The sequence below is a fragment of the Paenibacillus ottowii genome (assembly GCF_006874425.1).
Taxonomy (GTDB): domain Bacteria; phylum Bacillota; class Bacilli; order Paenibacillales; family Paenibacillaceae; genus Paenibacillus; species Paenibacillus ottowii.
Map to the genome: position 1 here is coordinate 1 of NZ_VIJZ01000001.1, position 25,699 is coordinate 25,699.

At 47.9% G+C, this 25,699-nt stretch carries 26 protein-coding genes, 1 rRNA gene and 1 riboswitch; of the genes, 25 read left to right on the forward strand and 2 right to left on the reverse strand.

What is annotated here, in order from left to right:
* The first annotated feature begins 139 nt into the window (after positions 1 to 139).
* From rrf to FKV70_RS26005, 4 genes are all read left to right on the forward strand, one after another.
* A 5S ribosomal RNA gene (gene rrf / locus FKV70_RS00005) occupies positions 140 to 256 on the forward strand.
* Positions 257 to 469: 213 nt separating this feature from the next.
* Complete coding sequence (locus FKV70_RS00010) at positions 470 to 1,462, forward strand: ketoacyl-ACP synthase III (protein ID WP_142611420.1); 993 nt, start codon at positions 470 to 472, stop codon at positions 1,460 to 1,462.
* 126 nt (positions 1,463 to 1,588) lie between these two features.
* A complete protein-coding gene (locus FKV70_RS00015) occupies positions 1,589 to 3,724 on the forward strand; it encodes a DNA topoisomerase III (protein WP_142611421.1) in 2,136 nt (711 codons plus the stop codon).
* A gap of 97 nt (positions 3,725 to 3,821) precedes the next feature.
* Positions 3,822 to 3,959, forward strand: coding sequence for a hypothetical protein (locus FKV70_RS26005; RefSeq protein WP_167669701.1), 138 nt, complete (start codon positions 3,822 to 3,824; stop codon positions 3,957 to 3,959).
* A 183-nt stretch (positions 3,960 to 4,142) separates the two neighbouring features.
* Here the strand turns inward: FKV70_RS26005 and FKV70_RS00020 are convergent, their stop codons facing one another.
* Both FKV70_RS00020 and FKV70_RS00025 read right to left on the reverse strand, forming a co-directional pair.
* Entirely contained in the window at positions 4,143 to 5,294 is a 1,152-nt protein-coding gene (locus tag FKV70_RS00020) for a type II asparaginase (RefSeq protein ID WP_142611422.1), read from the reverse strand.
* Between the two features lie 363 nt (positions 5,295 to 5,657).
* Entirely contained in the window at positions 5,658 to 5,786 is a 129-nt protein-coding gene (locus tag FKV70_RS00025) for a DUF4023 family protein (protein WP_010348779.1), read from the reverse strand.
* A gap of 192 nt (positions 5,787 to 5,978) precedes the next feature.
* Here FKV70_RS00025 and FKV70_RS00030 point away from each other — a divergent pair, with 192 nt between their 5' ends.
* From FKV70_RS00030 to FKV70_RS00125, 21 genes are all read left to right on the forward strand, one after another.
* Positions 5,979 to 6,242 (forward strand): DUF1294 domain-containing protein, encoded by a 264-nt coding sequence (locus FKV70_RS00030; protein WP_063209713.1) that lies wholly within the window; start codon positions 5,979 to 5,981, stop codon positions 6,240 to 6,242.
* A 153-nt stretch (positions 6,243 to 6,395) separates the two neighbouring features.
* A complete protein-coding gene (locus FKV70_RS00035) occupies positions 6,396 to 6,830 on the forward strand; it encodes a universal stress protein (RefSeq protein ID WP_063209715.1) in 435 nt (144 codons plus the stop codon).
* A 349-nt stretch (positions 6,831 to 7,179) separates the two neighbouring features.
* A riboswitch (purine riboswitch) is annotated at positions 7,180 to 7,281 on the forward strand.
* 148 nt (positions 7,282 to 7,429) lie between these two features.
* Positions 7,430 to 7,915: a 5-(carboxyamino)imidazole ribonucleotide mutase gene (gene purE, locus FKV70_RS00040; protein WP_013369467.1), complete on the forward strand. Its 486-nt coding sequence runs from the start codon at positions 7,430 to 7,432 to the stop codon at positions 7,913 to 7,915.
* Complete coding sequence (gene purK, locus FKV70_RS00045; protein WP_142611423.1) at positions 7,912 to 9,087, forward strand: 5-(carboxyamino)imidazole ribonucleotide synthase; 1,176 nt, start codon at positions 7,912 to 7,914, stop codon at positions 9,085 to 9,087. Before purE ends, purK begins: the two co-directional genes overlap by 4 nt.
* A gap of 2 nt (positions 9,088 to 9,089) precedes the next feature.
* The gene (purB, locus tag FKV70_RS00050) at positions 9,090 to 10,388 is read left to right on the forward strand and encodes an adenylosuccinate lyase (RefSeq protein WP_064795800.1); all 1,299 of its coding nucleotides are present in this window, start codon (positions 9,090 to 9,092) and stop codon (positions 10,386 to 10,388) included.
* Between the two features lie 9 nt (positions 10,389 to 10,397).
* Positions 10,398 to 10,955, forward strand: coding sequence for a hypothetical protein (locus tag FKV70_RS26310; RefSeq protein WP_244310589.1), 558 nt, complete (start codon positions 10,398 to 10,400; stop codon positions 10,953 to 10,955).
* A gap of 70 nt (positions 10,956 to 11,025) precedes the next feature.
* Complete coding sequence (locus FKV70_RS00060; RefSeq protein WP_142611424.1) at positions 11,026 to 11,907, forward strand: phosphoribosylaminoimidazolesuccinocarboxamide synthase; 882 nt, start codon at positions 11,026 to 11,028, stop codon at positions 11,905 to 11,907.
* Positions 11,908 to 11,965: 58 nt separating this feature from the next.
* Positions 11,966 to 12,211, forward strand: coding sequence for a phosphoribosylformylglycinamidine synthase subunit PurS (gene purS / locus FKV70_RS00065; protein WP_063209723.1), 246 nt, complete (start codon positions 11,966 to 11,968; stop codon positions 12,209 to 12,211).
* Positions 12,212 to 12,215: 4 nt separating this feature from the next.
* Positions 12,216 to 12,905 carry a phosphoribosylformylglycinamidine synthase subunit PurQ gene (purQ, locus tag FKV70_RS00070; protein WP_063209725.1) on the forward strand — a complete coding sequence of 230 codons (690 nt, stop codon included), beginning with the start codon at positions 12,216 to 12,218 and terminating at the stop codon, positions 12,903 to 12,905.
* A complete protein-coding gene (gene purL / locus FKV70_RS00075) occupies positions 12,883 to 15,126 on the forward strand; it encodes a phosphoribosylformylglycinamidine synthase subunit PurL (protein WP_063209727.1) in 2,244 nt (747 codons plus the stop codon). The genes purQ and purL overlap by 23 nt, the downstream gene beginning before the upstream one ends.
* The gene (purF, locus tag FKV70_RS00080) at positions 15,111 to 16,592 is read left to right on the forward strand and encodes an amidophosphoribosyltransferase (protein ID WP_063209729.1); all 1,482 of its coding nucleotides are present in this window, start codon (positions 15,111 to 15,113) and stop codon (positions 16,590 to 16,592) included. Before purL ends, purF begins: the two co-directional genes overlap by 16 nt.
* Before the next feature lie 265 nt (positions 16,593 to 16,857).
* Complete coding sequence (locus tag FKV70_RS26835; protein WP_280115048.1) at positions 16,858 to 16,980, forward strand: hypothetical protein; 123 nt, start codon at positions 16,858 to 16,860, stop codon at positions 16,978 to 16,980.
* 253 nt (positions 16,981 to 17,233) lie between these two features.
* Positions 17,234 to 18,274, forward strand: a complete 1,041-nt coding sequence (gene purM, locus FKV70_RS00085; RefSeq protein WP_142611425.1) for a phosphoribosylformylglycinamidine cyclo-ligase — start codon at positions 17,234 to 17,236, stop codon at positions 18,272 to 18,274.
* Positions 18,274 to 18,888 (forward strand): phosphoribosylglycinamide formyltransferase, encoded by a 615-nt coding sequence (gene purN / locus FKV70_RS00090; protein WP_142611426.1) that lies wholly within the window; start codon positions 18,274 to 18,276, stop codon positions 18,886 to 18,888. The genes purM and purN overlap by 1 nt, the downstream gene beginning before the upstream one ends.
* Positions 18,889 to 19,018: 130 nt before the next feature.
* Positions 19,019 to 20,566, forward strand: coding sequence for a bifunctional phosphoribosylaminoimidazolecarboxamide formyltransferase/IMP cyclohydrolase (gene purH / locus FKV70_RS00095; RefSeq protein ID WP_142611427.1), 1,548 nt, complete (start codon positions 19,019 to 19,021; stop codon positions 20,564 to 20,566).
* Between the two features lie 64 nt (positions 20,567 to 20,630).
* Positions 20,631 to 21,896, forward strand: a complete 1,266-nt coding sequence (purD, locus tag FKV70_RS00100) for a phosphoribosylamine--glycine ligase (protein ID WP_142611428.1) — start codon at positions 20,631 to 20,633, stop codon at positions 21,894 to 21,896.
* Positions 21,897 to 22,022: 126 nt separating this feature from the next.
* On the forward strand, positions 22,023 to 22,700 hold the full coding sequence (locus FKV70_RS00105; RefSeq protein ID WP_142611429.1) for a TetR/AcrR family transcriptional regulator: 678 nt from the start codon (positions 22,023 to 22,025) through the stop codon (positions 22,698 to 22,700).
* Positions 22,701 to 22,802: 102 nt separating this feature from the next.
* Complete coding sequence (locus tag FKV70_RS00110) at positions 22,803 to 23,660, forward strand: transporter substrate-binding domain-containing protein (RefSeq protein ID WP_142611430.1); 858 nt, start codon at positions 22,803 to 22,805, stop codon at positions 23,658 to 23,660.
* A gap of 85 nt (positions 23,661 to 23,745) precedes the next feature.
* Positions 23,746 to 24,393, forward strand: a complete 648-nt coding sequence (locus FKV70_RS00115) for an amino acid ABC transporter permease (protein ID WP_064795810.1) — start codon at positions 23,746 to 23,748, stop codon at positions 24,391 to 24,393.
* Between the two features lie 14 nt (positions 24,394 to 24,407).
* A complete protein-coding gene (locus FKV70_RS00120) occupies positions 24,408 to 25,157 on the forward strand; it encodes an amino acid ABC transporter ATP-binding protein (RefSeq protein ID WP_081276731.1) in 750 nt (249 codons plus the stop codon).
* 53 nt (positions 25,158 to 25,210) lie between these two features.
* On the forward strand, positions 25,211 to 25,636 hold the full coding sequence (locus FKV70_RS00125) for an OsmC family protein (RefSeq protein ID WP_013369486.1): 426 nt from the start codon (positions 25,211 to 25,213) through the stop codon (positions 25,634 to 25,636).
* Positions 25,637 to 25,699: the final 63 nt, after the last annotated feature.

Genomic DNA, 25,699 nt, shown 5'->3' on the forward strand with positions numbered 1-25,699 from the left:
AAGGAAGTTTCGGATCCAGTTTTCAGGGTGTAACCTTGAAGGTATGTAGAAGTACATACGACAAGCGTAAGGCTATTCATTCACACAATCTGTGATGAACCGAATAACCCTACGAAAGAATTTGCAGAGCAAATTCATGTTTGGTGGCGATAGCGGAGGGGTTCCACACGTACCCATCTCGAACACGACCGTTAAGCCCTCCAGCGCCGATGGTACTTGGACCGCAGGGTCCTGGGAGAGTAGGACGTTGCCAAGCAACAAGTAAAAAAGACCATGATCCTATTGAGATCATGGTCTTTTTTGTGTTAAATAACAGTTGAATTTTAATTAGAGTAAGTTGGTTATAAGTTCAGCTAAATCTGTGGATATTAGCTATTACATAGATAGATATTTTTTGAAGAAAATTAGTACCAGGTATTAGTATCTGGTGTTATAATATGAATAAGGACTTTAAAGGAGAGTGATCAGAATGTTGAATTCAAAAGCAAAGTTAACGGCCCTTGGCACTTATGTACCTGAACGGATTTTAACGAACGCCGACTTGGAGAAGCTTGTGGACACTAGTGACGAGTGGATTGTACAAAGAACGGGGATGCGGGAGCGACGTATTGCGGCTGAAGATCAATACGTATCTGATTTGTGTATACAAGCTATTAAACGTATGGTTAACCTTTATAACGTAAATGTAGACGACGTTGACATGATCATTGTAGCGACGAGCACCCCTGATTACTATTTTCCTAGTACGGCTTCTCGTATTCAGGCCTATTTTAATATTCCGAATACAGGGTCAATGGATGTTAGTGCTGCGTGTGCAGGTTTTGCCTATGGGCTTCATTTGGCAAATGGCCTTATTACGGGTGGGCTACATCATAAGGTTCTAGTGATCGGAGCCGAAACATTATCCAAAATTACAGATTATACAGACCGCACGACATGTGTTCTTTTTGGAGATGGGGCAGGAGTTGCACTAGTTGAATATGACGAGGATGAAGGGTCATTTTTGACCTCAGACATAGGAACCTTTGGGCAAGGTGGAGCACATCTTTACCGCGCAGGATTGTCCAACTATTTGGACGGAGAGAAGCTGCAAGATAATGGATTTATCGCTCAAAATGGACGTGAGGTTTATAAATGGGCTGTACGCTCTGTTCCAACTGGAATCGAACGATTAATGAATAAGGCAAATATGAAGAAGGAGGATCTTGACTGGTTTGTACCTCATAGCGCTAATATGAGAATGATTGAGTCGATATGTGAAAAAAGTGCAGTACCTTTGGAAAAGACGCTGACGAGTGTAGAGTTGTATGGAAATACCTCTGCGGCGTCCATTCCGTTGGCTTTACAGTGTGGATTGGATGATGGACGTTTAAGATATGGACAACGTGTGGTGTTATATGGATTTGGGGGAGGCCTGACGTATGCAGGTCTGCTATTAAAATGGAGTGTGTCCGATTTGTAAGTTGGTCTAATTAATGCATAAGCAATAGTAATAGTAATGAAAGATCATGTAAATAGACGTTCGCATTAGATTTATCGTAAGATGGCAGGATGGTATAATTAACATTAAGAGAGAAAGGAGCGTAACATGAAGGTATTGGTATTGGCAGAAAAACCATCCGTGGCCAGAGAGATTGCACGAGTGATGGGCAGCCGTGAGAAACATAAAAGTTATATAGAAGGCCCAAAGTATGTAGTGACATGGGCACTGGGTCATTTGGTCGGCTTAGCAGAGCCTGAGGATTACGATTCTAAGTATGCGAATTGGAACTTGGAGGACTTGCCCATTCTTCCGAAGAACGCCAAGTTAAAGGTATTACGGGAGAGCAATCATCAGTTCAAAGCTGTACAACAGCTGATGAAACGACAGGATATTGGGGAACTTATCGTGGCAACAGATGCTGCTCGTGAAGGCGAACTGTTGGCGCGTTGGATTATACAAATGGCAAACTGGAGAAAGCCTTTCCGACGCTTATGGATTTCCTCGCAGACGGATAAGGCCATCAAGGCAGGTTTTGCAAAATTATTGCCTGGTCAGCAGTTTGACCGTCTATATGAATCGGCTCGCTGTAGGGCTGAAGCAGATTGGATGATTGGTCTCAATGTAACTCGTGCGTTGACGGTTCGTTACAACGCCCAGCTTTCGGCTGGAAGGGTACAGACACCAACACTGGGAATGATCATGGAACGTGAGAAGGAGATCACCCAGTTTCGTTCTCAGGAATATGATACTTTGACGGCGGATTTTGGCTATTTTCAAGCAACTTGGCGGGCAGAAAACGGGGATTCACGCATGTTTGACCGTACTCATGCAGAGACTTTGCGCCGCAGGCTCGAAGGGGCCAAAGGTACAGTGGTGAGTGTGAAAAAGAGTGAAAAGAACGAGCCTCATCCGCTGGCGTATGATTTAACTGAGCTGCAAAGAGATGCTAACCAGCGCTACGGCTTCTCGGCCAAGCAGACGTCCAATGTTCTTCAGCGGCTGTATGAGCAGCATAAGCTGGTGACCTATCCACGCACAGACAGCCGTTATCTTACATCGGATATGGTGGATTCACTTAAGGAAAGACTCAGTAGCGTAGCAGTAGGTCCGTATGCTTCTTTAGCACGTCCGCTATTGCGTAACAACTTGCCAATCACAAAACGAGTTGTGGATGACAGTAAAGTTACAGATCACCATGCGATTATTCCTACTGAGCAGACATTATTGCTTAATCAGCTGAGCCCAGAGGAACGTAAACTGTATGATCTGATTGCGCGCCGTTTTATCAGTCTGTTCTACCCATCTGCACGTTATGATGCTGTAGCTGTATCGGTCATGGTGGAGCAGGAAACGTTTCAGGTCAAAGGTACAACTATAAAAAATAGCGGTTGGCGTGCTGTATATGACGAAAGTCATTATGAATTGGACGAGGAAGAAGCAGATGAGCGTGAAAATAATGGACGGGACGTTATTTTGCCTGAGCTGAAAAAAGGAGACTCCGTCCAATTGCAGCGTTGCATTGTACGAGCTGGACGAACGATGCCGCCGAAGCGGTATACAGAAGCGGCCTTGCTGGCTCAGATGGAAAAGCATGGTTTGGGTACTCCAGCTACGCGCGCAGATCTGATTGAGAAACTCGTCAGTTCCGATACGATAGAACGCCAGGGGAATGTGATGCATCCAACCGGCAAAGGCAAGCAACTGATCGAACTGGCGGCTCCGCAGCTGAGAACGCCTGAATTGACGGCACGTTGGGAAGCAGAGTTGGAACGTATAGCTCGTGGTCAAGGACAACCTGAGCCATTTTTGAATTCTATCCGTGCGATGGCGAAAGAACTGGTTGCTACTGTGAAAAATAGCAGTGCGGAGTACAAGCCTCATAACGTGACGAATAGCCATTGCCCGGATTGTGGTACAAAATTGCTGGAGAAGAAAGGTAAGAAAGGTAAGTTTCTCGTATGCCCAAGTGCGGATTGCGGTTACCGTCGTTCGGGGGAAAAACGCTTGTCCAATCGACGTTGCCCGCAGTGTCATAAAAAGATGGAAATGAAAGAGGGCAAAGCAGGTTTGTATGTAAGATGCTTACCTTGCGGTATTACGGAGACGCTGGATAAGGACAAACAACGGGTAAACAAACGGGAACAGCAAAAGTTGGTAAAACAATTTGAAAAGAAAGAATCTTTTGGTTCCAGTTTGGGTGATTTGCTAAAAGCGGCAATGGAGCAAAAGCAGGGCGAGTAAAGAATAGCCCAACATATACAAGCAACACAATCAGCAGGCATAAGTCGGTATAAAAAAGCTCACTCCTTGGCATGGTAATCCGAGGAGGTGAGTATTTATGCCCAAACATAAGCCGCTTAAAATTAATAATCAGCAAAATAAATCAAGTATACTGGAGGAAGAAATCGCTGCTCGTCCAGAGAAGCAAGCTAAATATCCTCCAAGCTTGAACGGAATTCCCAAACAGCATTCTTGATGCTGCATATAAGGGAAAACGAATGGCTTGTAAAGCATCAAGACGATTAAATACCAGATGAAATAGTGATTGGTGACAAAAATTATATTGCATAAAAGAAGCAGCAGTACGGTGGTGAACCGTAACTGCTGCTTCTTTTTCATAATAAGGATGTTGTATTTATTGGATTTGGGATGATTGCCCTTAGTATTCATTAAAGAAAGTTTGAATTTGGTTCACATCGTGCGTCTGGGTCAAAGCGAGCATGAGCAAAATCCGTGCTTTTTGTGGATTGAGCGAATCGGTGGACACAAAGTTCGATGCTGCGTCTGTTGTCGATGGGGATACAACTCCACTTCCTACGCGAGTGGAGCGGGCGATAATCACTCCTTTTTTACCTGCGGCCTCTGCGCCTTCTGAGGAGGTTTTGGACAAGGAGCCATTACCGGAACCGGCAACCACTATGCCCTTGGCACCAGCTGCTACGGCTGCATCATACAGGTAGCGACCATTGTTTTGATACTCGTATAAAATATCTACTTGTGGCAGCTGAGTCAGATTGGAGATGTCGAATACAGAAGAAGTCGTATGCTTATGAGTGGATTTGTTGTAGTAGTAGACCTGATCGCCTACAACAGCTCCAAGGTATCCCTGCTCTACAGACTTGAACGTATCGACTGCTGTTGTGTTCGTTTTTGTGATGTATCTTGCTGCACCGATGCGATCGTTCAGCAATACGAGTACGCCTTGACCTTTGGAGGTCGGAGCTCCGGCAACTTTTACAGCATTATAAAGATTGAATGGACCATCGGCACTGATGGCAGTAGCTGGGCGCATAGAGCCAACGACAACCACAGGCTTATCGCTCTTAACGACAAGGTTGAGGAAATAAGCGGTTTCTTCTAACGTGTCTGTACCATGGGTGATAACAATACCATCTACATCGTCTCTGGCGAGCAGTTCGTTGGTGCGTTTGGCAAGTTTTAAGAGGATTTCATTATTAACATCAGGGCTACCTACGTTAACTACTTGCTCACCACTGACATTTGCAATACTTTTCATCTCAGGAACAGCATTGATCAAGGTTTCAACACCTAATGCACCAGCTTTATAGCCGGTTGTATCTGTGTTGACGGAGGATGACCCTGCAATGGTCCCTCCTGTGGCCAATATTTTAATATTGGGTAAATGATTGGTTTGTTTGTCGGGAGTAGTAGTGGGAGTAACAGTAGATACCGTTGTGCTGGTTGTAGCTGCGGTCGCAGCGTTAGCAGTAAATCCACCACTCCATAAGGTACTTCCGAGAATAAAGCTGGCCAACAGGGGAATCATTGTCATTTTTTTCATGTTAGTCATATAAAGCTCCTCTCCAATCTTAAACCTTGAAATATTAATGATAGATTAACTGACAAAAATTTTGTCGAATTACGTTAATATCACGCATTATAGAGTGTGAGAATATCTTTAGTCAATAACTATGTTATGAAATATGACACGGAAATTTGTTTTTATATATGTAATCGCTTTAATTATACCTGAATGGAAGAGATTTGAAAACAAAACAACAAGCAGAAATCTCAAAAAGAGTCTGCTTGTTGTTTGTGGTAAAAGGTGAACAACGACGGAGTGTACCTTTAATCTCATTTAATGAGAGTGACAAGGGTGTAGTTGATGTTTTACGGTATTACATGGTTTTATAGTTGAAATATAGATCCATGATCAGGGGTTTTTGCTATGCTGTTTTGTTGGCAAGCTGGCGCTGGGAGTTCCTTTTCCTCGTTTACGGTTATGTTCTGCCTTTTTTGCATTTTCTCGCAGTTTCTCAACGTATTCATGGGTACTTTCCATTACAGTTCCTCCTTTAATGAAAATAGATGCACTTGGGAATTCCCTCATACCCCGTTACTATTTCCGCAAAAACGTTTTCCCAATCAGAGAAGGCGTTGTTTCTATAAAAGGGGTAAGGTTATAATGAAGGAGAGAGTCCTATATCAGTCCTAATACCTGAAACGGGTACGGTGTGCAAAAGGAGGAGAGACATTGCAGACAGGCTTGTTGGTATGGCTGCTGTTCATCAATGCAGTAGGCTATCTGGTAATGTCGGAGGATAAAAAGAGAGCACGTAAACACCGTGATCGTGTACCTGAACGGACATTATTTTTGCTGGCCCTGATCGGCGGGGCATTGGGTGTACTCATTGCGATGTACCGTAAACGCCATAAAACACGTCATATGAGCTTTAAATTAGGTATTCCTGCGTTGCTATTCATTAACGCATTGCTCTATGGATATTTTTTACGGTAAGGCTGGAGTTTAGCTTCTCACAGGTAAGTTTAATGAGGATTGAGAAGACTATTTTCTCTCGGCTATCACAGGGTGTAATGAAGTGAACAACCACAGGAATACATAATTCTCGTTTTTTGCTTTAACAAACTGAATTCGGAAGAGGTGCGTATTATGCTATTTTCAAAAGTGTTGCTTGCTTATGACGGTTCGGATGCATCCAACAAAGCCTTATTGAAGGCGGCTGAATTGGTAAAGGCATCACCCTCCTCGCAGCTTGAGGTCGTAACAGCATTCGATTTCCCACGGATTTTTATGGGCGAAGGTTTGGCTCCAATTCCAGCTTCGGTGAATAAAGAATATTATGATTTGGCTGAGCAAACTACGGATGAGGTTAAAAAGCGGCTTGCTGAGCAAGGTGTAGATGCCAAGGTGGAGCTGATTCAAGGTTCGCCAGCCGAAGTCATTTTGGATTATGCCAATGAGAATGGCTTCGATGTGATTGTGATCGGCAGTCGCGGTTTAGGCGGTATTCGTGAATTTGTATTGGGTAGCGTAAGTCACAACGTGGTGCAGCATGCGCGCATCCCTGTGCTGGTCGTAAAATAACGGAGTAAAAAAGTAAAAGTCGGATCACTACCTGTACAGGAAGTGCCGGCTTTTTATTTTTGTGAGTCAGATGTATTACAGGCTGTTATCAGTGTAGGCAGAGAGATAGCTAAATGTAATACAATAGTCCTGAGGTGTGCATATTAAGGGTCATGTTTTTGTTAAACACGAACATTTAATTGCATCATTATAACAATGTTCGTTTTCAAGTTGACATAGGGTGTAGGGAATTGTTAAACTATGAAGTGTATTGTCGATAAAAAATGAACTTTAGGTACAATTTAATTAGGTACACATGTTGGAGCAGAAACCCATCACGATGATGCTGGAAAAGTATATCGTTTGGTATGGAGTAAGCACAATCCTAACTCGTATAATGCCGGGGATATGGCCCGGAAGTTTCTACCTGGAAACCTTAAATTTCCGGACTACGGGAGACATACGGCTGAAGCCGCATTGGATGCGGTGGAACAGGCTTGCTTTTGGCATGCCTTTAAGAGGCTCTGTCGTTTGTTTTTTCGTAGTCCGGTGTCTTGAAAATAACGTTATTTTCGAGTGCCGGATTTTTGGCGCTTATTGATAAACAGGGAGTGAAGGACATGTCAGTGCAGGTCGCTGTCATTATGGGCAGCACATCAGACTGGGACACCATGCAACATGCATGTGCTGTGCTGGACGAGCTTGAAATCGGATATGAGAAAAAAGTAGTTTCAGCCCATCGTACACCGGATTTAATGTTTCGTTTTGCAGAGGAGGCCGCTGGACGCGGACTAAAGGTCATTATCGCTGGAGCGGGTGGGGCTGCGCATCTGCCGGGTATGGTGGCTGCAAAGACATCCTTGCCAGTGATTGGTGTGCCTGTCCAGTCGAAGGCTCTGAATGGGCTGGACTCCCTGCTCTCCATTGTGCAGATGCCGGGTGGTATTCCAGTTGCCACTGTGGCAATCGGTAAGGCAGGCTCTACCAACGCAGGGCTGCTGGCCGCACAAATCTTAGGTGCTTTTGACGAAAAGATAAGTCAGCGGGTTGTGGCAAGACGCGATCGTATCCGTGACGAGGTACTGGAAGGCAGTGACTCGCTATGAATGAAGCAAGTGAACTCGCAGGCCGTATCCGCCCTCCTGGCACAGTAGTTGGGATTTTGGGAGGCGGGCAATTAGGAAGAATGCTTGTACTGGCAGGAACAAACCTAGGCTATCGCTTCGTAACGCTGGACCCTACACCAGATAGTCCGTGTGGACAGGTATCCGAACAAATCCGTGCTGCCTACGATGATGAGCGCGCGGCCAGAGAGTTGGCTGGACGCTGTGATGTGATCACGTATGAGTTTGAAAATGTGGATGCGGGTGTAGCCGAGCTTTTGGAACAGGAATCGAGTGTACCGCAGGGCAGCAGCCTTTTGTACACGACACAACATCGTTTGCGGGAAAAACGTTCTATTGAAGCAGCTGGTGTTCCTGTCGCTCCATATCGCGAAATCAGCAGTTCTGCTGATATGGTTCGAGCGGTAGCTGAACTGGGTGTTCCGTGTGTGCTCAAAACAGCAGTCGGCGGTTATGATGGCAAGGGCCAAGTGGTCATTCGCCAAACAGAGCAGGCCAAGGATGCCTACGAACAACTGGCTGGAGGCGGTGCGGAACTGGTGTTGGAACAGTTCATCCGTTTTCGCTGTGAGATCTCAGTGATTGTAGCTCGCAGTACGAACGGTGAAGCCAAAGCCTTTCCACCTGCAGAGAACATTCACGTAAACAACATTTTGCACACGTCGATTGTACCCGCGCGTGTACCTGAACCTGTCCAGGAGGAAGCACGCAAATTGGCGCTAGCTGTGGCGGAGTCATTGGGTGCGGTAGGACTGCTCGCTGTGGAGATGTTTGTCACCGAAGAAGGACAATTATACGTTAATGAGTTGGCACCACGACCCCATAACTCCGGTCACTACACGATGGAGGGATGCGCGACATCGCAATTTGAGCAGCATATACGTGCGATTTGCGGTTTGCCACTGGGCAACACGAAGCTGCTAACTCCGGTTGTGATGGTCAATGTACTGGGTGAGCATTTGGAGGACGTGATTCGGCGTTTCGGACAATCAGACGCTGAAGCTGAAAGATTGAATGTTGTTCCGAAGCTGCATTTGTATGGAAAAAGTGAAGCCAAGCCAGGCCGAAAGATGGGACATATTAATCTATTGTGCCAGGATACGGAACAAGCGCTGGAATGGATTGATCAAACCAATATTTGGGGGAATAAATAGTTATGATCGAACGCTATAGCAGACCGGAAATGAGAGCGATTTGGACGGAAGAAAATAAATTTAAGGCTTGGCTGGAAGTAGAACTGTGTGCCTGTGAAGCATGGGCAGAATTAGGGGTTATCCCGAAAGAAGATACCGTGGCTCTACGCAAAAATGCAAGTTTTGACATTGAACGGATCTATGAAATTGAGCAGGAGACAAGACATGATGTTATTGCTTTTACCCGCACGGTGTCCGAAAGTCTTGGCGACGAGCGCAAATGGGTACATTACGGTCTAACCTCCACAGACGTGGTTGATACGGCCTTGGGCTATCTGTTAAAGCAGGCGAATGAAATTCTGGAACGGGATATTCTGAATTTTATTGAAATTTTGAAGGAAAAGGCATTGGCTTACAAGCACACACCGATGATGGGACGTACACATGGAGTGCATGCTGAGCCAACCACATTCGGACTGAAAATGGCCCTGTGGTACGAAGAAATGAAGCGGAATCTGGAACGTTTCCGCCATGCTGCCGATCAGGTACAATACGGCAAAATGTCTGGTGCAGTCGGAACATACGCCAACATCGATCCTGCTGTGGAAGAATTCGTATGCCGCAAGCTCGGCACCAAGCCTGCTCCGATTTCTACACAAACGCTCCAGCGTGATCGTCATGCTGAATATATGGCCACGTTGGCATTGATCGCCACATCGTTGGACAAGTTTGCTACAGAAGTCCGTGCCCTGCAAAAGAGTGAATTCCGTGAGGTGGAAGAAGCCTTCGCCAAAGGTCAAAAAGGATCTTCTGCAATGCCGCATAAACGCAATCCGATCGGAAGTGAAAACATCTCCGGTCTGGCACGTGTGATTCGCGGGCATATGGTATCGGCGTATGAGAATGTAACGCTGTGGCATGAGCGCGACATTTCGCATTCTTCTGTAGAACGTATCATTCTGCCTGATGCAACGATGCTGTTGAACTACATGCTGAACCGTTTTGGCAATATCGTGAAAAATCTGACGGTCTTCCCTGAAAATATGAAGCGCAATATGGCGCGTACGTATGGTGTGCCATTCTCTGGCCGTATTATGACGAAGCTGATCGATAAGGGCTTCAGCCGTGAAAAAGCGTACGATACTGTGCAGCCGCGTGCTATGCAGGCATGGGAAGAGCAACGCCAGTTCCGCGAAATTGTCGAGGCGACTCCGGAAATTACCGCCGTGCTCAGTCCAGATGAAATCGAGGATGCGTTCAACCCGGCTTGGCATTTGAAGAACGTGGATACGATCTTTAAAAAGCTGGGATTAGGGGAGTAAGAGGGAAGGTTGGGGCTTGGAGCGGATCAGGAGCGTGATGAGACTGCTGCGCGTACGGATCATTCTTCCGATTGCTGTTGCCCCTGGATTCCTAATTGGACAACCTGCAAAGGTTGGAATCCAGGGGCAAAGGCAAGCGCTAACGCTTCTCCAGAACGATTCCGTCCGCTCCGCTGCTTCCAGCACCAACTCTCATGCGGGAGCAGAGCTAGGGAAGGTGCGGCACATAAGATGCCGCACCTCTCTAAGACCGATAGAAAAGCCGTGTCTCACTGCTTTTCTATCGCAGCAAGCAACCGTTCCTGGAAGGACTGCCGAATTTGCGCAGCAAACAGCCCGCAGTCCTTCCAGGAACGCGCAAGGCTCAAGGAGCGGAGCCTTGAGCCACCCGTCCGCACCGACGTAAAAGCGTTGCTGGATGAAGCTTGTGCCAAACAAGCCTCATCCAGCGGAACGCGCTTGCCAGCACTACAGCTCCAACAACTCGTCATCCCTTGCTCACCAGCCAACCCTTGCGGGAGTCCCGAGGGCAGCAGTCCTGGGGGCCTCCCCGAGGGGAGGATTTAGGAGGGGTAAGGTTGATTTGGGAGGGGCAAAGGTTCAAAGAGCAAACTCTTTCAAGAGGAGGAAGTTGTAAATGTCATTGTCTACCGCCGAAGGTCTGATTCATGCACCGCTCTTGTACAAAGGTAAAGTGCGTGAGTTGTATGATCTCGGAGAACATTTTCTGATTGTCGTGACGGACCGGATTTCGGCTTTTGATTATGTGTTGGAACCGCCCGTGCCGGAAAAAGGAAATGTATTGAACAGGCTTAGTGCTTTCTGGTTTGAACAGACGAAAGACCTGCTGGAGAACCATGTCGTGCATACCGATGTAGATAAGCTCGGACATGTCATCGACGAACAGCATAAAGAGCTGCTAAAGGACCGGATCATGGTCACGCTAAAGGCTGAACGCATCGACATCGAGTGTGTGGTGCGCGGATATATTACCGGAGGCGGCTGGCGTCAGTATGAGCAGACCGGTGAGGTGAACGGTATTCCATTGCCCAAGGGGCTACGTAAGAATGAACGTTTTCCCAAGCCTTTATTTACACCGGCTGCCAAAAACGATGTCGGTCACGATGAGGACATTTCCCTTCACCAAATGAAAGAGCTGGTCGGGGCCCAGCTAACCGGTGAGCTTGAGGAAAAAAGCTTGGCATTGTACGAATTTGCGCGTGCTTTCTGCGATAAGCGGGGAATCATTTTAGCGGATTGCAAGTTTGAGTTTGGTCTTGTTGACGGCAAGGTGATTTTGATTGACGAAATTTTCACTCCGGATTCATCTCGTTTCTGGGCACAGGAGAAGTATGAGCTGGATGTGGAGATTGACAGCATGGACAAGGAGCCGGTGCGAAGCTATTTGGCATCTTCCGGTTGGGACAAGAATAGCAAGCCCGATCCATTGCCTGCTGAGGTCGTAGAAGAAACAACTGCAAGATATACGGATATTTGGCGGCGTCTGACGGCACAGTAAATAGTAATCATAATTCAACCAATAGGATTCACTCATTCGGAGGAGGAACTGAAGGAACATGATGAAAGCAACGGTCTATGTCACGATTAAGCAAAGCGTTTTGGACCCGCAAGGGGTTGCGGTGCAGGGCGCACTGCATTCTATGGGTTTCGGAGAAGTGGAAAGCGTCAGAATTGGTAAGTATATGGAACTGAATCTGGATACAACAGACCGCGAGAGTGCAGAGAAACGCATCATCGAGATGTGTGAAAAGCTGCTGGCCAACACGGTCATTGAAGACTACCGCTACGAACTGGAGGGCTGATTCCATGAAATTTGCAGTTCTGGTTTTTCCGGGCTCCAACTGTGATATTGACTGCTATAAGGCGATAGAGGACACGGTCGGTGAACCTGTCGATTATGTGTGGCATACTGCAACGGATCTGTCACCTTACGATTGTATTCTTGTTCCGGGAGGCTTCTCCTACGGGGATTATCTGCGCTGCGGTGCGATTTCCCGGTTTGCCCCGGTAATGAAGGAAGTAGCCAAAGCGGCTGCCGAAGGCAAATATATTTTGGGGATTTGCAACGGTTTTCAAATTTTGACCGAAGCCGGGCTATTGCCAGGAGCTTTGCGCCGTAATATGTCGATGAAATTCCTATGCCGGGATACGGTGTTGCAGGTTGCGAATAACCAAACGCCTTTTACAAGAGACTATGCTGCTGGTGAAGAGATCATTATTCCGATCGCACATGGTGAAGGCAACTATTACTGTGATGATGAGACGCTGGCTCGTTTGCAGGCGAACAATCAGATCGTATTTACGTATAAAGATAATCCCAACGGTTCCGTGACCGATATTGCAGGGATTTGTAATGAACAAGGTAACGTGCTGGGCATGATGCCCCACCCGGAACGTGCGGTGAACGCATTGCTTGGCACGGATGACGGCAAACGTATGTTTACATCTATTTTGAATGCTTGGAGGGATCGTCATGGCGCAGCAAGTGTCCGCTAAGGAACCGACGGCAGAGCAGGTTGCCGAACATAAACTGTATCAGCAGATGGGTGTGTCGGACAGTGAATATGCGCTGATCTGTGAATTCATGGGGCGTCAGCCGAATTATACGGAGATCGGCGTGTTCAGTGTGATGTGGTCAGAGCATTGTGCTTACAAAAACTCCAAGCCGTTGCTGAGACGTTTCCCGACGAGCGGTCCGCGAGTTCTGATGGGACCCGGTGAAGGAGCAGGGATTGTAGATATTGGAGACAACCAAGCGGTTGTATTTAAAATCGAAAGTCATAACCATCCATCCGCTGTGGAGCCTTTTCAAGGGGCAGCGACTGGGGTAGGCGGCATTATCCGTGATATTTTCTCCATGGGTGCAAGACCTGTCGCGGTGCTGAACTCTTTGCGTTTTGGCAAGCTGGAGAGCGACCGTGTGAAATATCTGTTTGAGCATGTGGTATCCGGTATTGCAGGCTATGGAAACTGTATCGGTATTCCGACCGTAGGCGGCGAGGTTGTATTTGATGAAAGCTATGAGGGTAATCCACTCGTTAATGCCATGTGTGTCGGACTGATTGACCATGATAAAATCCAGCGCGGTGTGGCAAAAGGGGTCGGCAATCCGGTGTTTTATGTGGGCCCGCCGACAGGTCGTGACGGGATTCACGGAGCAACCTTCGCCTCTGTTGAGCTGACCGAGGAATCCGAAGCGAATCGGACTGCGGTTCAAGTAGGCGATCCATTTATGGAGAAGCTGGTTATGGAATCATGTCTCGAACTGATCGACAGCGGTATTGTACTGGGTATTCAGGATATGGGCGCAGCGGGACTTACCTGCTCCAGTGCCGAAATGGCAAGCAAGGCGGGCAACGGTCTTGAGCTGTATCTGGATCAGGTACCACAACGTGAAGAGGGTATGACCCCTTATGAAATGATGCTGTCCGAATCACAAGAACGGATGCTGTTCGTAGTGGAGCCTAAGGATGAAGCACAGGCGCTTGAAATTTTCGAACGTTGGGGCGTTATTTGTGCCAAGGTCGGCAAAGTAACGGATGATGGACGTTTGCGTTTGTTCCATCACGGTGAAGTGGTGGGTGATATGCCAGTGACGGCGCTGGTAGACGAGTGCCCGATCTATGACAAGCCTTCCGAAGTTCCAGCTTATTATGAGCAAAATGCTGCTGTTGACACATTGCGTTACCCAGAAGTGACCGATTTGAACGGTGCGCTGAAAAAGGTGCTTTCATCGCCAAGTGTAGCCAGCAAGAAATGGGTATACGAGCAGTATGATTACATGGTTCGCACCAGTACGGCTGTTCGTCCGGGCTCAGATGCGGCTGTAGTGACTGTACACGGCACCCGTAAGGGACTTGCGATGACCACGGATTGTAACGGACGTTATGTATATCTGGATCCTGAGGTAGGCGGACGGATTGCAGTCAGCGAAGCCGCACGTAACATTGTATGCTCTGGCGGCGAACCGTTGGCGATTACAGACAATCTCAACTTCGGTAACCCTGAAAAGCCGGATATTTTCTGGCAAATGGAAAAGGCTGTTGACGGTATGGCAGAAGCTTGCCGTGTGCTGGATACTCCTGTCATCGGAGGAAATGTCAGCTTGTACAACGAGAACGCCAAAGGTGCAATTTATCCAACGCCTGTAGTCGGCATGGTCGGTCTCGTACATGATACTGACCATATTACGACGCAAGGCTTCAAGGCCGAAGGCGACGTCATTTTCCTAGTGGGGGAGACGAAGGCTGAGCTGGGAGGCAGTGAGTTCCAGGCTGTCGTGCACGGTGTATCCGAAGGACGTCCGCCTGAGCTGGATTTGAATGTAGAGAAAAAACTGCTGACCGCAGTACTGGGAGCGATTCAGGCAGGATTGGTACAATCCGCACATGACCTCGCAGAGGGCGGATTGGCTGTAGCGCTTGCCGAATCTGGAATTAGCGGCGGATTGGGAGCACAGGTCAACGTAGAAACGTCTTTGCGTCCTGACCATGCGTTGTTCAGCGAAAGTCAATCCCGCATTTTGTTATCCGCATCGCCGGATAAAGCGTCTGCGCTGGAGGCACATCTGCGTGGATTGGAAGTGCCAGTTACCGTATTGGGAAAAGTTGAAGGATCACAATTGACAGTTGAGGTGAACGGACAACCCGCTTTGAACGAGGCAGTTGCTAGTTTGAAGCAAATCTGGGAGGATGTCATTCCATGTCTGATGAAATAACAGCACGGACGTTGTGGACTGGAGATTATTATAATGAGGGCTCTGGTAAAGAGGGGCTGTTTGATAAATTAAAAGAGGAATGCGGCGTGTTCGGAGTGTACAGACACTCCGATGCCGCTTCCTTAGCCTACTACGGCTTACATGCGCTTCAGCATCGTGGTGAGGAAAGCGCAGGGATCTGTGTGAGCAGTGGCGACGAATTCCATTATCATCGTGGGATGGGACTTGTCAAAGAAGTATTTAATAAAGATTTGCTGGCTTCGTTGACAGGCGATATTGCCATAGGGCATGTGCGCTACTCGACAAGTGGAGACAGTAAGCTGACGAATGCACAACCTTTGGTGTTCAAGTATCGTGATGGTGATCTGGCGGTAGCGACAAACGGAAATATCGTGAATGCTTTGCAAATCCGGCATGAGCTGGAGCAGGGTGGGTCTATTTTTCAAACGACCAGCGATACCGAAGTAGTAGCTCATTTGATCGCACGGTCGTCCAAGGATTTAGTAGAGGCTGCCAAAGATGCATTAAAACGTATTGTCGGTGGGTTTGCATTCCTTATTATGACCAATGACAAGCTGCTTGTGGCTTCTGATCCCAACGGCTTGCGTCCATTAACGATGGGCAAATTGGGAGATGCATATCTGTTTGCATCCGAATCCTGCGCTTTGGAAACGATTGGTGCAGAGCTGTTGCGCGATATCGAGCCAGGTGAGTTGCTCGTCCTGGATAAAAATGGATTGCACGAAGATCGTTATACCGAAGAGAAGCAGCGTAAAGCGCTGTGTGCGATGGAGTATATTTATTTTGCTCGTCCTGACAGTGATTTGAACGGGGCTAATCTTCATGCTGCACGCAAACGGATGGGTAGCCAACTGGCGTTGGAGGCTTTTGTCGATGCTGATTTGGTTACCGGTGTACCGGATTCCAGTATTTCGGCTGCAATTGGTTATGCAGAGCAAACAGGTATTCCTTATGAGCTGGGCATGATTAAAAATAAATATACTGGTCGTACCTTCATTCAACCGAGTCAGGAACTGCGCGAGCAAGGTGTAAAAATGAAGCTGAGCGCTGTACGCCGTGTGGTTGAGGGTAAACGGGTCATTATGATCGACGACTCTATCGTTCGAGGCACCACGTCTCGTCGAATCGTAAATATGCTGCGGGATGCGGGCGCGTTAGAAGTACATGTACGTATTACCTCGCCGCCTTTCAAAAACCCGTGCTTCTACGGTATCGACACACCGGATCGTCGGGAACTGATCGCTTCGTCCAAAACCGTTGAGGAAATTCGCCAAGAGATTAACGCTGACTCGCTTTACTTTATGAGCGCTGAGGGGTTGATTGCCGCGGTAGGCGGAAATAACGAGCAGGATTACAAGGGCGGTTTGTGCCTGGCTTGTTTCGATAACGATTATCCGACTCAGGTAGATTTCAAAGGTGAAGAAAAGTTCGGGTGTAGTTGTTGAGAATAGGGAACAAAAGAGGTACAGTCGGTGCATGTTGTAGGTGAAGGTGGTTCTGAGGGAGCCACTCCGCGTGTGGAAGGTTCTTATGATCGCTGCGCTTCTCCAGAATCCTTCCACCCGCTGCGTTCCTCAGGTGTGCATTACTTTACAGCAGTGCCTGTACCTCTTCTGTTCCCACGAGGAAGAGAAGAGGTAAGGCCGTTAAAAACTCATGGCATAACTATTTCATGCCATGAGTTTTTAACGGGCGGCTGTAAAGCCGCCCTTGAGCCAGCGAAGCGAGGCTCAGGCAGCAGGCTGGGCGAAGCTGCCTGCCTCAAGGGGCAAAGAAGTAAGCCGCCCGTTGGCGCTGCTCACTTCTTTGCCTGGCACGTCCCCGCCTTTGTGAAGCAAATAGCCCGGGACGTGCCCTCGCCGCCATTATCAAAGGCGGCCACGCACCAAAGCGTGTCATTGTCATTTGCGGGCTGGCCCGCGAATGACAATGGAAAACACGCGACTCACAGCACGAACCACCACCAAGCAGCACCCAATCCTACGCATCTGACCGACTCTTGAGGGGTCCAGGGGGAGCAGCCCCATGGAATCCTCCCTGCTAGGGAGGACTTAGGAGGGTCAATCATTTGAAGGAGTGTTCATGAATGTCCGAAGCATACAAAAACGCAGGGGTAGATATCGCTGCCGGTAATGAAGCAGTAGAACGGATGAAAAAGCACGTCAAACGTACCTTCCGTCCGGAAGTGCTCACGGACTTGGGCGGATTCGGTGCGTTGTTCGGTTTGAATAAAGATAAGTACGCGGAGCCTGTACTCGTTTCCGGTACTGACGGTGTCGGCACGAAGCTGAAGCTTGCCTTCGCAATGGATCGCCATGACACCATCGGTATTGATGCAGTTGCGATGTGCGTAAACGACATTGTCGTCGGGGGCGCGGAGCCGCTCTTTTTTCTCGATTATCTCGCCTGTGACAAGGTCATACCTGAGAAAATCGAAGCGATTGTCGCGGGTATTGCAGAGGGCTGCCATCAATCGGGGTGTGCATTGGTCGGTGGTGAAACTGCAGAAATGCCGGGAATGTACAGCGAGGGTGAATATGATATTGCCGGATTCACTGTCGGCATTGTAGATAAGAGCAAAATCATTAACGGCAGTTCCATTGCTCCTGGAGATACTGTAATCGGACTGGCTTCCAGTGGAGTTCACAGTAATGGCTTTTCCCTGGTTCGCAAGCTGTTATTGGAACAGGAAGGCTATGATTTGCATGATGAAATCGAGGGCTTGAACGGCAGACTGGGCGATGTATTGCTGGAGCCGACGAAAATTTATGTGAAATCTGTGTTGGCATTGCTGGATAAAGTAAAAGTAAAAGGCATGGCGCATATCACTGGTGGCGGTTTTATTGAAAATATCCCTAGAGTGTTACCGGATCACGTTAATGTGGATATACAGTACGGCGCTTGGCCGATTCTGCCAATCTTCCAGCTCATGCAGGAAAAAGGCGAAATCTCCAACAAAGACATGTTCACCACCTTCAATATGGGGATTGGAATGGTGATTGTTGTCGGTGCAGAGCATGCACAGACCGCACTGGAAGTTCTGAAAGAACAGGGTGAAGCTGCGTATGTGATCGGAAAAGTAACGGAAGGCAGCTCGATCGTGACCTTTACGGGAGCCGAGGTATAATGAGCAATTACCGAATTGCTGTTTTTGCATCAGGCGAAGGGACGAACTTTCAGGCTTTGGTGGATGCGGCTGCGCGGGGTGAACTGGGCGGGGCCTCGATAGAACTGCTCATCTGTGACAAGCCTGCGGCTCCTGCTGTAGCTAGAGCACAAAAAGCTGGAATTGTCTGTCATACTTTTCGCCCTAAGGAATACCCTACCCGAGAAGACTATGAGCGTGAATTAGTGGCTTTGCTGGAGCAGAAATCGATTGATCTCGTTGTGCTGGCAGGCTACATGCGTTTGTTATCCAGTGTTATGGTTGATGCGTACGCTGGGAAAATCATTAATATTCATCCGTCCCTGCTTCCGGCATTTCCAGGGAAGGATGCTGTTGGACAGGCATTGGCCTATGGGGTGAAGGTAAGTGGAGTCACCGTCCATTTTGTGGACGGGGGGATGGATACTGGTGCGATTATCGCCCAACGTGTCGTGGAGGTTTACGATCATGATACAGCGGAATCCTTATCCGCAGCCATTCAATCCGTTGAGCGCCAGCTATATCCAGAGGTAGTTGGCAGACTGGCCCAAGGGAAAATACAATTGAATGGCCGCAAGGTGAGCTCACTTCTCTAAAGATAACTGTAATTTGTCATATCATTGTCCTAACAAGGATACTGTACAGGCATTTTCCGATATTTCTCGGGAAATAAATTGATAGAAGAGAAATTTGCGAAATTCTGAAAGAGCTAAAGGAGGAGACAGGGTGAGTATTAAAAGAGCGCTCGTCAGCGTATCAGATAAACGGGGAATCGTAGAGTTTTGCCGTGAGTTGTCCAAATTGGGTGTGGAGATCGTTTCGACAGGGGGAACGAGCAGCTTGCTGTCGAAGGAGGGCATTCCTGTCATCGGCATTTCAGAGGTAACAGGATTTCCAGAAATTATGGATGGACGTGTTAAAACACTCCACCCTGTGGTACACAGCGGTTTGCTAGCTGTTCGGGATAATGAAGAACATCAGCGTCAAATGAAGGAACTTGGATTGGATTATATAGATCTGGTCGTTGTGAACCTGTATCCTTTTGCGGAAACGATCGCCAAACCCGGTGTAACCTATGAGGATGCGATTGAAAATATCGACATCGGCGGTCCAACGATGCTCCGTTCAGCGGCAAAAAATCATGCTTTTGTCAGTGTAGTGGTCGACGCGGATGACTATAGCACTGTACTGGAGGAAATACGTAAGGATGGCGACACAGAGCTGAATACCCGTAAACGTTTGGCTGCAAAAGTGTTCCGTCATACGGCGGCATACGACGCATTGATTTCCGATTATTTGTCGAATGTGACAGGTGATCCGCTGCCTGAGCGTTACACTGTAACCTATGAAAAAATTCAGGATTTGCGTTATGGGGAAAATCCTCATCAACAGGCGGCATTTTACCGTGAGCCATTGGCGGCCAAGGGTACACTGACAACTGCGAAGCAACTTCACGGCAAAGAGTTGTCTTACAATAATATCAATGACGCTAATGCAGCCCTGCAAATTGTCAAAGAATTCAGCGAGCCGACAGTAGTCGCAGTTAAGCATATGAATCCTTGCGGTGTAGGGATTGGCGGCAGTATTTATGAAGCGTACAACAAAGCTTACGCAGCAGATCCGACCTCGATTTTTGGCGGCATCGTCGCGGCTAACCGGATTATTGATGGCGATACAGCGAACAAGCTGAGTGAAATCTTTTTGGAGATTATACTGGCACCGGGCTTCACGAAAGAAGCATTGGAGATTTTAACGAAAAAGAAAAATATTCGTTTGCTTGATCTGGGTGAGCTTTCCCCGGCTGAACAGGCAAAGAGCCGTTACGTCGTGACTTCTATTGAAGGTGGCATGGTTGTCCAGCAAAATGACGTTCACGCTGTAGACCCGGATGCACTTACGGTTGTAACTGAGCGTGCGCCATCCGAGGAGGAACTGAAACAACTTTTGTTTAGCTGGAAAGTGGTTAAGCATGTGAAATCCAACGCCATCGTACTGGCGGCAGATAATATGACCATTGGCGTAGGCGCAGGACAAATGAACCGTGTCGGAGCGGCCAAGATTGCGATTGAACAGGCTGGTGACAAAGCAAAAGGTGCTGTACTGGCATCGGATGCCTTTTTCCCGATGGGCGATACGTTGGAGTTGGCAGCTAAAGCAGGCATTACGGCAGTCATTCAGCCGGGCGGCTCTATCAAAGATGAAGAATCCATCAAGGTTGCTAACGAATATGGCATTGCTATGGTCTTTACAGGCGTACGTCATTTCAAACACTAAGTTGCGTGAGTTGTGAATGCAGCACACCTGAACGATCATACTGGAAGCGGGAGGAATCACCTGAATGGATATTTTGGTTATCGGCGGGGGCGGCCGCGAACATGCAATTGTGTGGGCGCTGAAGAAAAGCCCAAAGGCCGGACGAATCTATTGTGCGCCAGGCAATGCTGGTATCGGACAATTAGCGGAGTGTGTGCCGATTCCGGTGAGTGAGTTTGACGCATTGACAGAACTGGCTGAATCCAAAAAGGTCGGACTTGTCGTGGTGGGTCCCGATGATCCGCTGGCAGACGGCATTGTGGATGCCTTTGAAGCCAAAGGCATTCCGGTATTCGGACCGCGTAAAAATGCGGCGGAAATCGAAGGCAGCAAAATCTTCATGAAAGATTTACTGCACAAATATCACATTCCAACAGCAGCTTATCGCAAATTTTATACCTATGAGGAAGCACATGCCTATTTGAAGGAACAGTCTATTCCGGTGGTCATTAAGGCGGACGGATTGGCAGCAGGCAAAGGCGTGACAGTTGCTTACTCAATGGAGGAAGCGGAAAAGGCGCTGTCCGATATTATGGTAGCGAAGGTTTTTGGTGAAGCGGGTGCACAGGTCGTGATCGAGGAGTTCCTCGCTGGACAGGAAATGTCGATTCTCTCCTTTGTGGATGGGGAAACGGTTCGTCCAATGGCAGCGGCTCAAGATCACAAGCCGGTTTTTGATGGTGACAAGGGACCGAACACAGGTGGCATGGGCACGTATTCCCCGTTGCCCCACATAGCCGATTCTATTATGGAGGAAGCCATTGAGACGATTATTAAGCCGACGGCCAAGGCGATGGTTGCTGAAGGGCGTCCGTTCCGGGGTGTCTTATTCGCCGGGCTGATGATTTCGCCGGACGGCAAGCCGAAGACGATTGAATTTAATGCACGTTTTGGTGATCCAGAAACACAAGTCGTGTTGCCTCGACTAAAATCCGACTTACTTGATATTTTTCTCGCTGCCGTGAACGGCACGCTGGATCAGGTGGAGATCGAGTGGAAGGATGAGGCCGCGGTGTGTGTGGTGCTGGCATCCGGAGGTTATCCTGCAGCTTACGCCAAAGGGATACCTATCCATGGACTGGATCAGGCAGACGAAGCCATCGTGTTCCATGCTGGAACAGGTATCAACGAACAGGGTGAGTGGGTCACGAACGGCGGACGCGTGTTAGGCGTGGTGGGCTTGGGACGTGACATTGCCGAGGCACGAGACAAAGCTTACGAACAAGCGGCCCGCATTACCTTTGAAGGCAAGCAAAACCGTACAGATATTGCGGCCAAAGCATTGCTATAACAGCAATATATAGGATAAAGAGGACCTCTGCGGAGGTTCTCTTTTTTCGTTTGACAAAAGTATACTTATCCTATAGGATTAAAAATAAAAAAACTGACTGACTGATCAATCGGGAGGAGAAAACCGATGCAGCCACGCAAGGCGAAGCAACCCAAAACCCCTTCGAAGGAACCACCTATTGATCACGGGGGAGAAGAAACAGACCGCAGAACACAGCTACTTCATATTGCGTTAAAGCGGTTCGCCGAGCAGGGTTACCACCAAACGAAGATTTCAGATATCGTGGTGGAGGCAGGAGTAGCTCAAGGCACATTTTACTGGCATTTTAAAAGTAAAGAAGCCTTGGCGCTGGAGATTATCGCTACAGGCCGTGAACAACTGCTGTTAGCGATCGGGCAGGGGTATCGCCGTGATGCGGGAACGCTGGCTGATATGGTTAAGGCATCAGAAGCACTGTTTGTTCGGCTATTTCATTTTGCCTTGGAGAACCGTTATCTAATGGGTTTGCTGCTAATCGGCAGTGGTGTCGATGAACCCGTGCGGCAGAGCATCCGTGAGACCAGAACTGCGATGGAGCTTGCATTCCGGCGCAATATGGAGCGAGCGATCGAGCTGAACATGCTGCCTGCCGAATTAGATGTCGAACTAAGGGCAGCCCTGCTTATGAGCATGATTGAAGGGGTCATTATACGCTGGCTATTCGGTTCAGAGGGAACACATGACCACATCAAGCAGGTATCGGCTACAAGATTGGCAGAAGAGGCTGCTAATTTTGAATTTTATGGACTACTAGGCCAAGGCTAGTAGACGGTCAACATCGCATGAATGAGTAGTCGGTAACAAATAATATAGCCAAATTACACATATACACTTAAACATTTACATCTAGACAGGAGCGAACGACATATGAAAACACGTAAAAAAGGGTTCTTGGTGACCACACTCATGGCTCTGGCTTTGTTCAGCCTTGTGCTGAGCGCTTGTGGGACAAAGCCAGAAGCTTCTAATACGAGCAATGGAGCAGGCAGCAGTAATGAGGCAGCCGCCAATCAGCTAGAGGCCATCAAGAAGGCCGGTGTAATGAAGGTTGGCATGATGGGGACTTATCCGCCGTACAATTTTTTGAACGACAACAAGGAATTGGACGGGTTTGATGTAGATATTGCTAAAGAATTGGCGAAACGAATTGGAGTAAAAGTGGAGTTCACGGCGCAAGAATTTTCAGGACTGATTCCAAGTTTGCAAAAGAAAAAATTCGATGCAGTGGTTAGCCAGGTGGCGATTACAGAGGATCGTAAGAAGGCCATTGACTTCACAGACCCCTATATCACCAATCATGTGAATATTATCGTGAACAGCAAAACAAATGACATTACGAAGCTGGAAGATTTTAAAGGCAAAACGATTGGTGTTGGCCTAGGGACGAATGATGAATCTTACCTGCGCAACGAGGTGTTGCCGAAGGTAGGCGATTTTGAGATCAAAACCTATGATGATGTCATTACTTCATTGAAAGATCTGAACTCTGGTCGTATTGATGCAACCATTAACAATCTGTATGCTCTCAAGCCCATCATCGATAAAAACGGGTTCCAAATTAAAGCCGTAGGTGAGCCGGTTAAATCGGATCAAGCGGCTGTAGCTATTAACCAGAATACTCCTGAGCTCAAGGAAGCCTTGAACAAGGCTCTGAAGGAAATGAAGGAAGACGGCACTTACAAAACCATTTTCAAAAAATGGTTTGGCGAGGAACCAAAAGAATAACGTAAGCTTGTTACAGGCGTCTGGCTCCAGTCTTGGCTTTTATGCTGACATGGGGCCACTCGTCTGAAAGAAGGGAATATAACCGATGCTTGAATTAATGTGGGAGAACGTCCCTTTTTTATTGAAGGGTGCTTATTATACGCTGTATATAACGATTGTTTCTATGCTTTTTGGTCTAATTATTGGTCTGATTGTTGCTGTAGCCCGACTGAAAGGTAATCGACCGATTCGTTGGCTGGCCCGTATGTATGTATCGCTCATCCGGGGAACGCCGGTGTTGGTGCAGATTGCAGTCATTTATTATGGATTGGATGATTACGGAATATCATTCGGGTCGCTGACGGCTGCTTGTCTTGCACTGAGTATTAATACAGGGGCGTACTTATCAGAGACGTTCCGTGGAGCTATTTTAGCCGTACCGCAGGGACAGACTGAGGCCGCTTATGCTACGGGAATGTCGCCTGGTCAAACGATGTGGCGTATTATTCTTCCGCAGGCATTACGCATTGCAATTGCACCGATGGGAAATACGTTCGTGGGTATGCTTAAAGAAACGTCGCTTGTGTCGTTTATCGGGGTCAGTGAATTGATGCGACAGGCACAGCTTTTACAGGCGCAGTATTTGCGCTACATGCCGTTTTTGCTCGAAATTGCCTTGATGTACTGGATTATGAGCATTGGATTCTCCGCTATACTGGAGCGGGTGGAAAAGCGTCTGGCTCGAGCTTATTAAGGTGGAGATGATAGATGATGATAACAACAAACGGATTAGGTAAACGATTCGGACAGGTAGAGGTTCTGAAAAGCATAGATTTTCAGGTTGCCGCTCGTGAAATCGTCGTATTGCTCGGTCCCAGCGGATCTGGTAAAAGTACCCTGCTGCGTTGCCTGAATGGTCTGGAAGAGCTGTCTTCCGGTAAGTTTGAGGTGAACGGGATTGAGGTTGATGCTACGGCTTCCCCACGTGTCCGTCAAGCAGCCATTCGTGATATTCGCAAGCAGACGGGAATGGTGTTCCAGCAATTCAATCTGTATCCGCACAAAACAGCAATCGGCAATGTCATTGAAGGACTGCTGACAGTAAAGAAAATGCCGCGTGACAAGGCGATGTCTATCGGACAACAGCTACTGAAGCGGGTGGGATTATTGGATAAGCAGGATGTACATCCAACTCGTCTGTCCGGTGGACAGCAGCAACGGGTAGCTATTGCACGCGCACTGGCGATGGACCCAGCGATTATGCTGTTCGATGAGCCGACATCAGCACTTGATCCCGAACTTGTGGGTGAAGTGCTGGGGGTTATGCGGGAGCTGGCTCAAGACGGAATGACGATGGTCGTCGTGACTCATGAAATGAAATTTGCCCGCGAGGTGGCGGACAAGGTTGTATTTATGGCAGACGGAATCATTGTGGAGGAAGCTGCGCCACAGGCGTTTTTTGATGCTCCCCAGCATGAGAGGACACAAAAATTTCTGCGTCAAATTAGCGAGTTTTAAGTTAGATCAGGAATAAATTATAGATTACGAAGATGGAAAGAAGGCAATTGAACATGAAAGTATCTACAACTTGGCACGGCAAACGCGCATTTACTTCGGAAGGACCCTCCGGTTATTCCGTAGGGATGGATGCTACGGCAGCTTATGGCGGTGATGGTAAAGGAATGACACCGATGGAACTGCTGCTGGCGGGTCTGGCGGGATGTATCGGTATCGATATTACGATGATTTTGGATCGTTTTTTATCAGACATTCAGCGGATTGATATTGATGCCGAAGGTACACGCAAGGAACAGATGCCAACGGGTTTTACAGCGATTGATCTGACGTTCCACGTAGATGGAGATATTCCGGATTACCGTGTATGGAAAGCGATTCAGATGGGTAAGGAAAAATATTGTGCAGTATCCGACTCCTTAAAAGCGGAAATTCGGATGCACCTCATTTTGAATGGAACAGAAGTACCCTATCCAGCGTAAGTGTTGATGGGTAAGGAGAGTCAGCCTGTACTAAGTGTACAGGTTGGCTCTCTTTTTTATGAT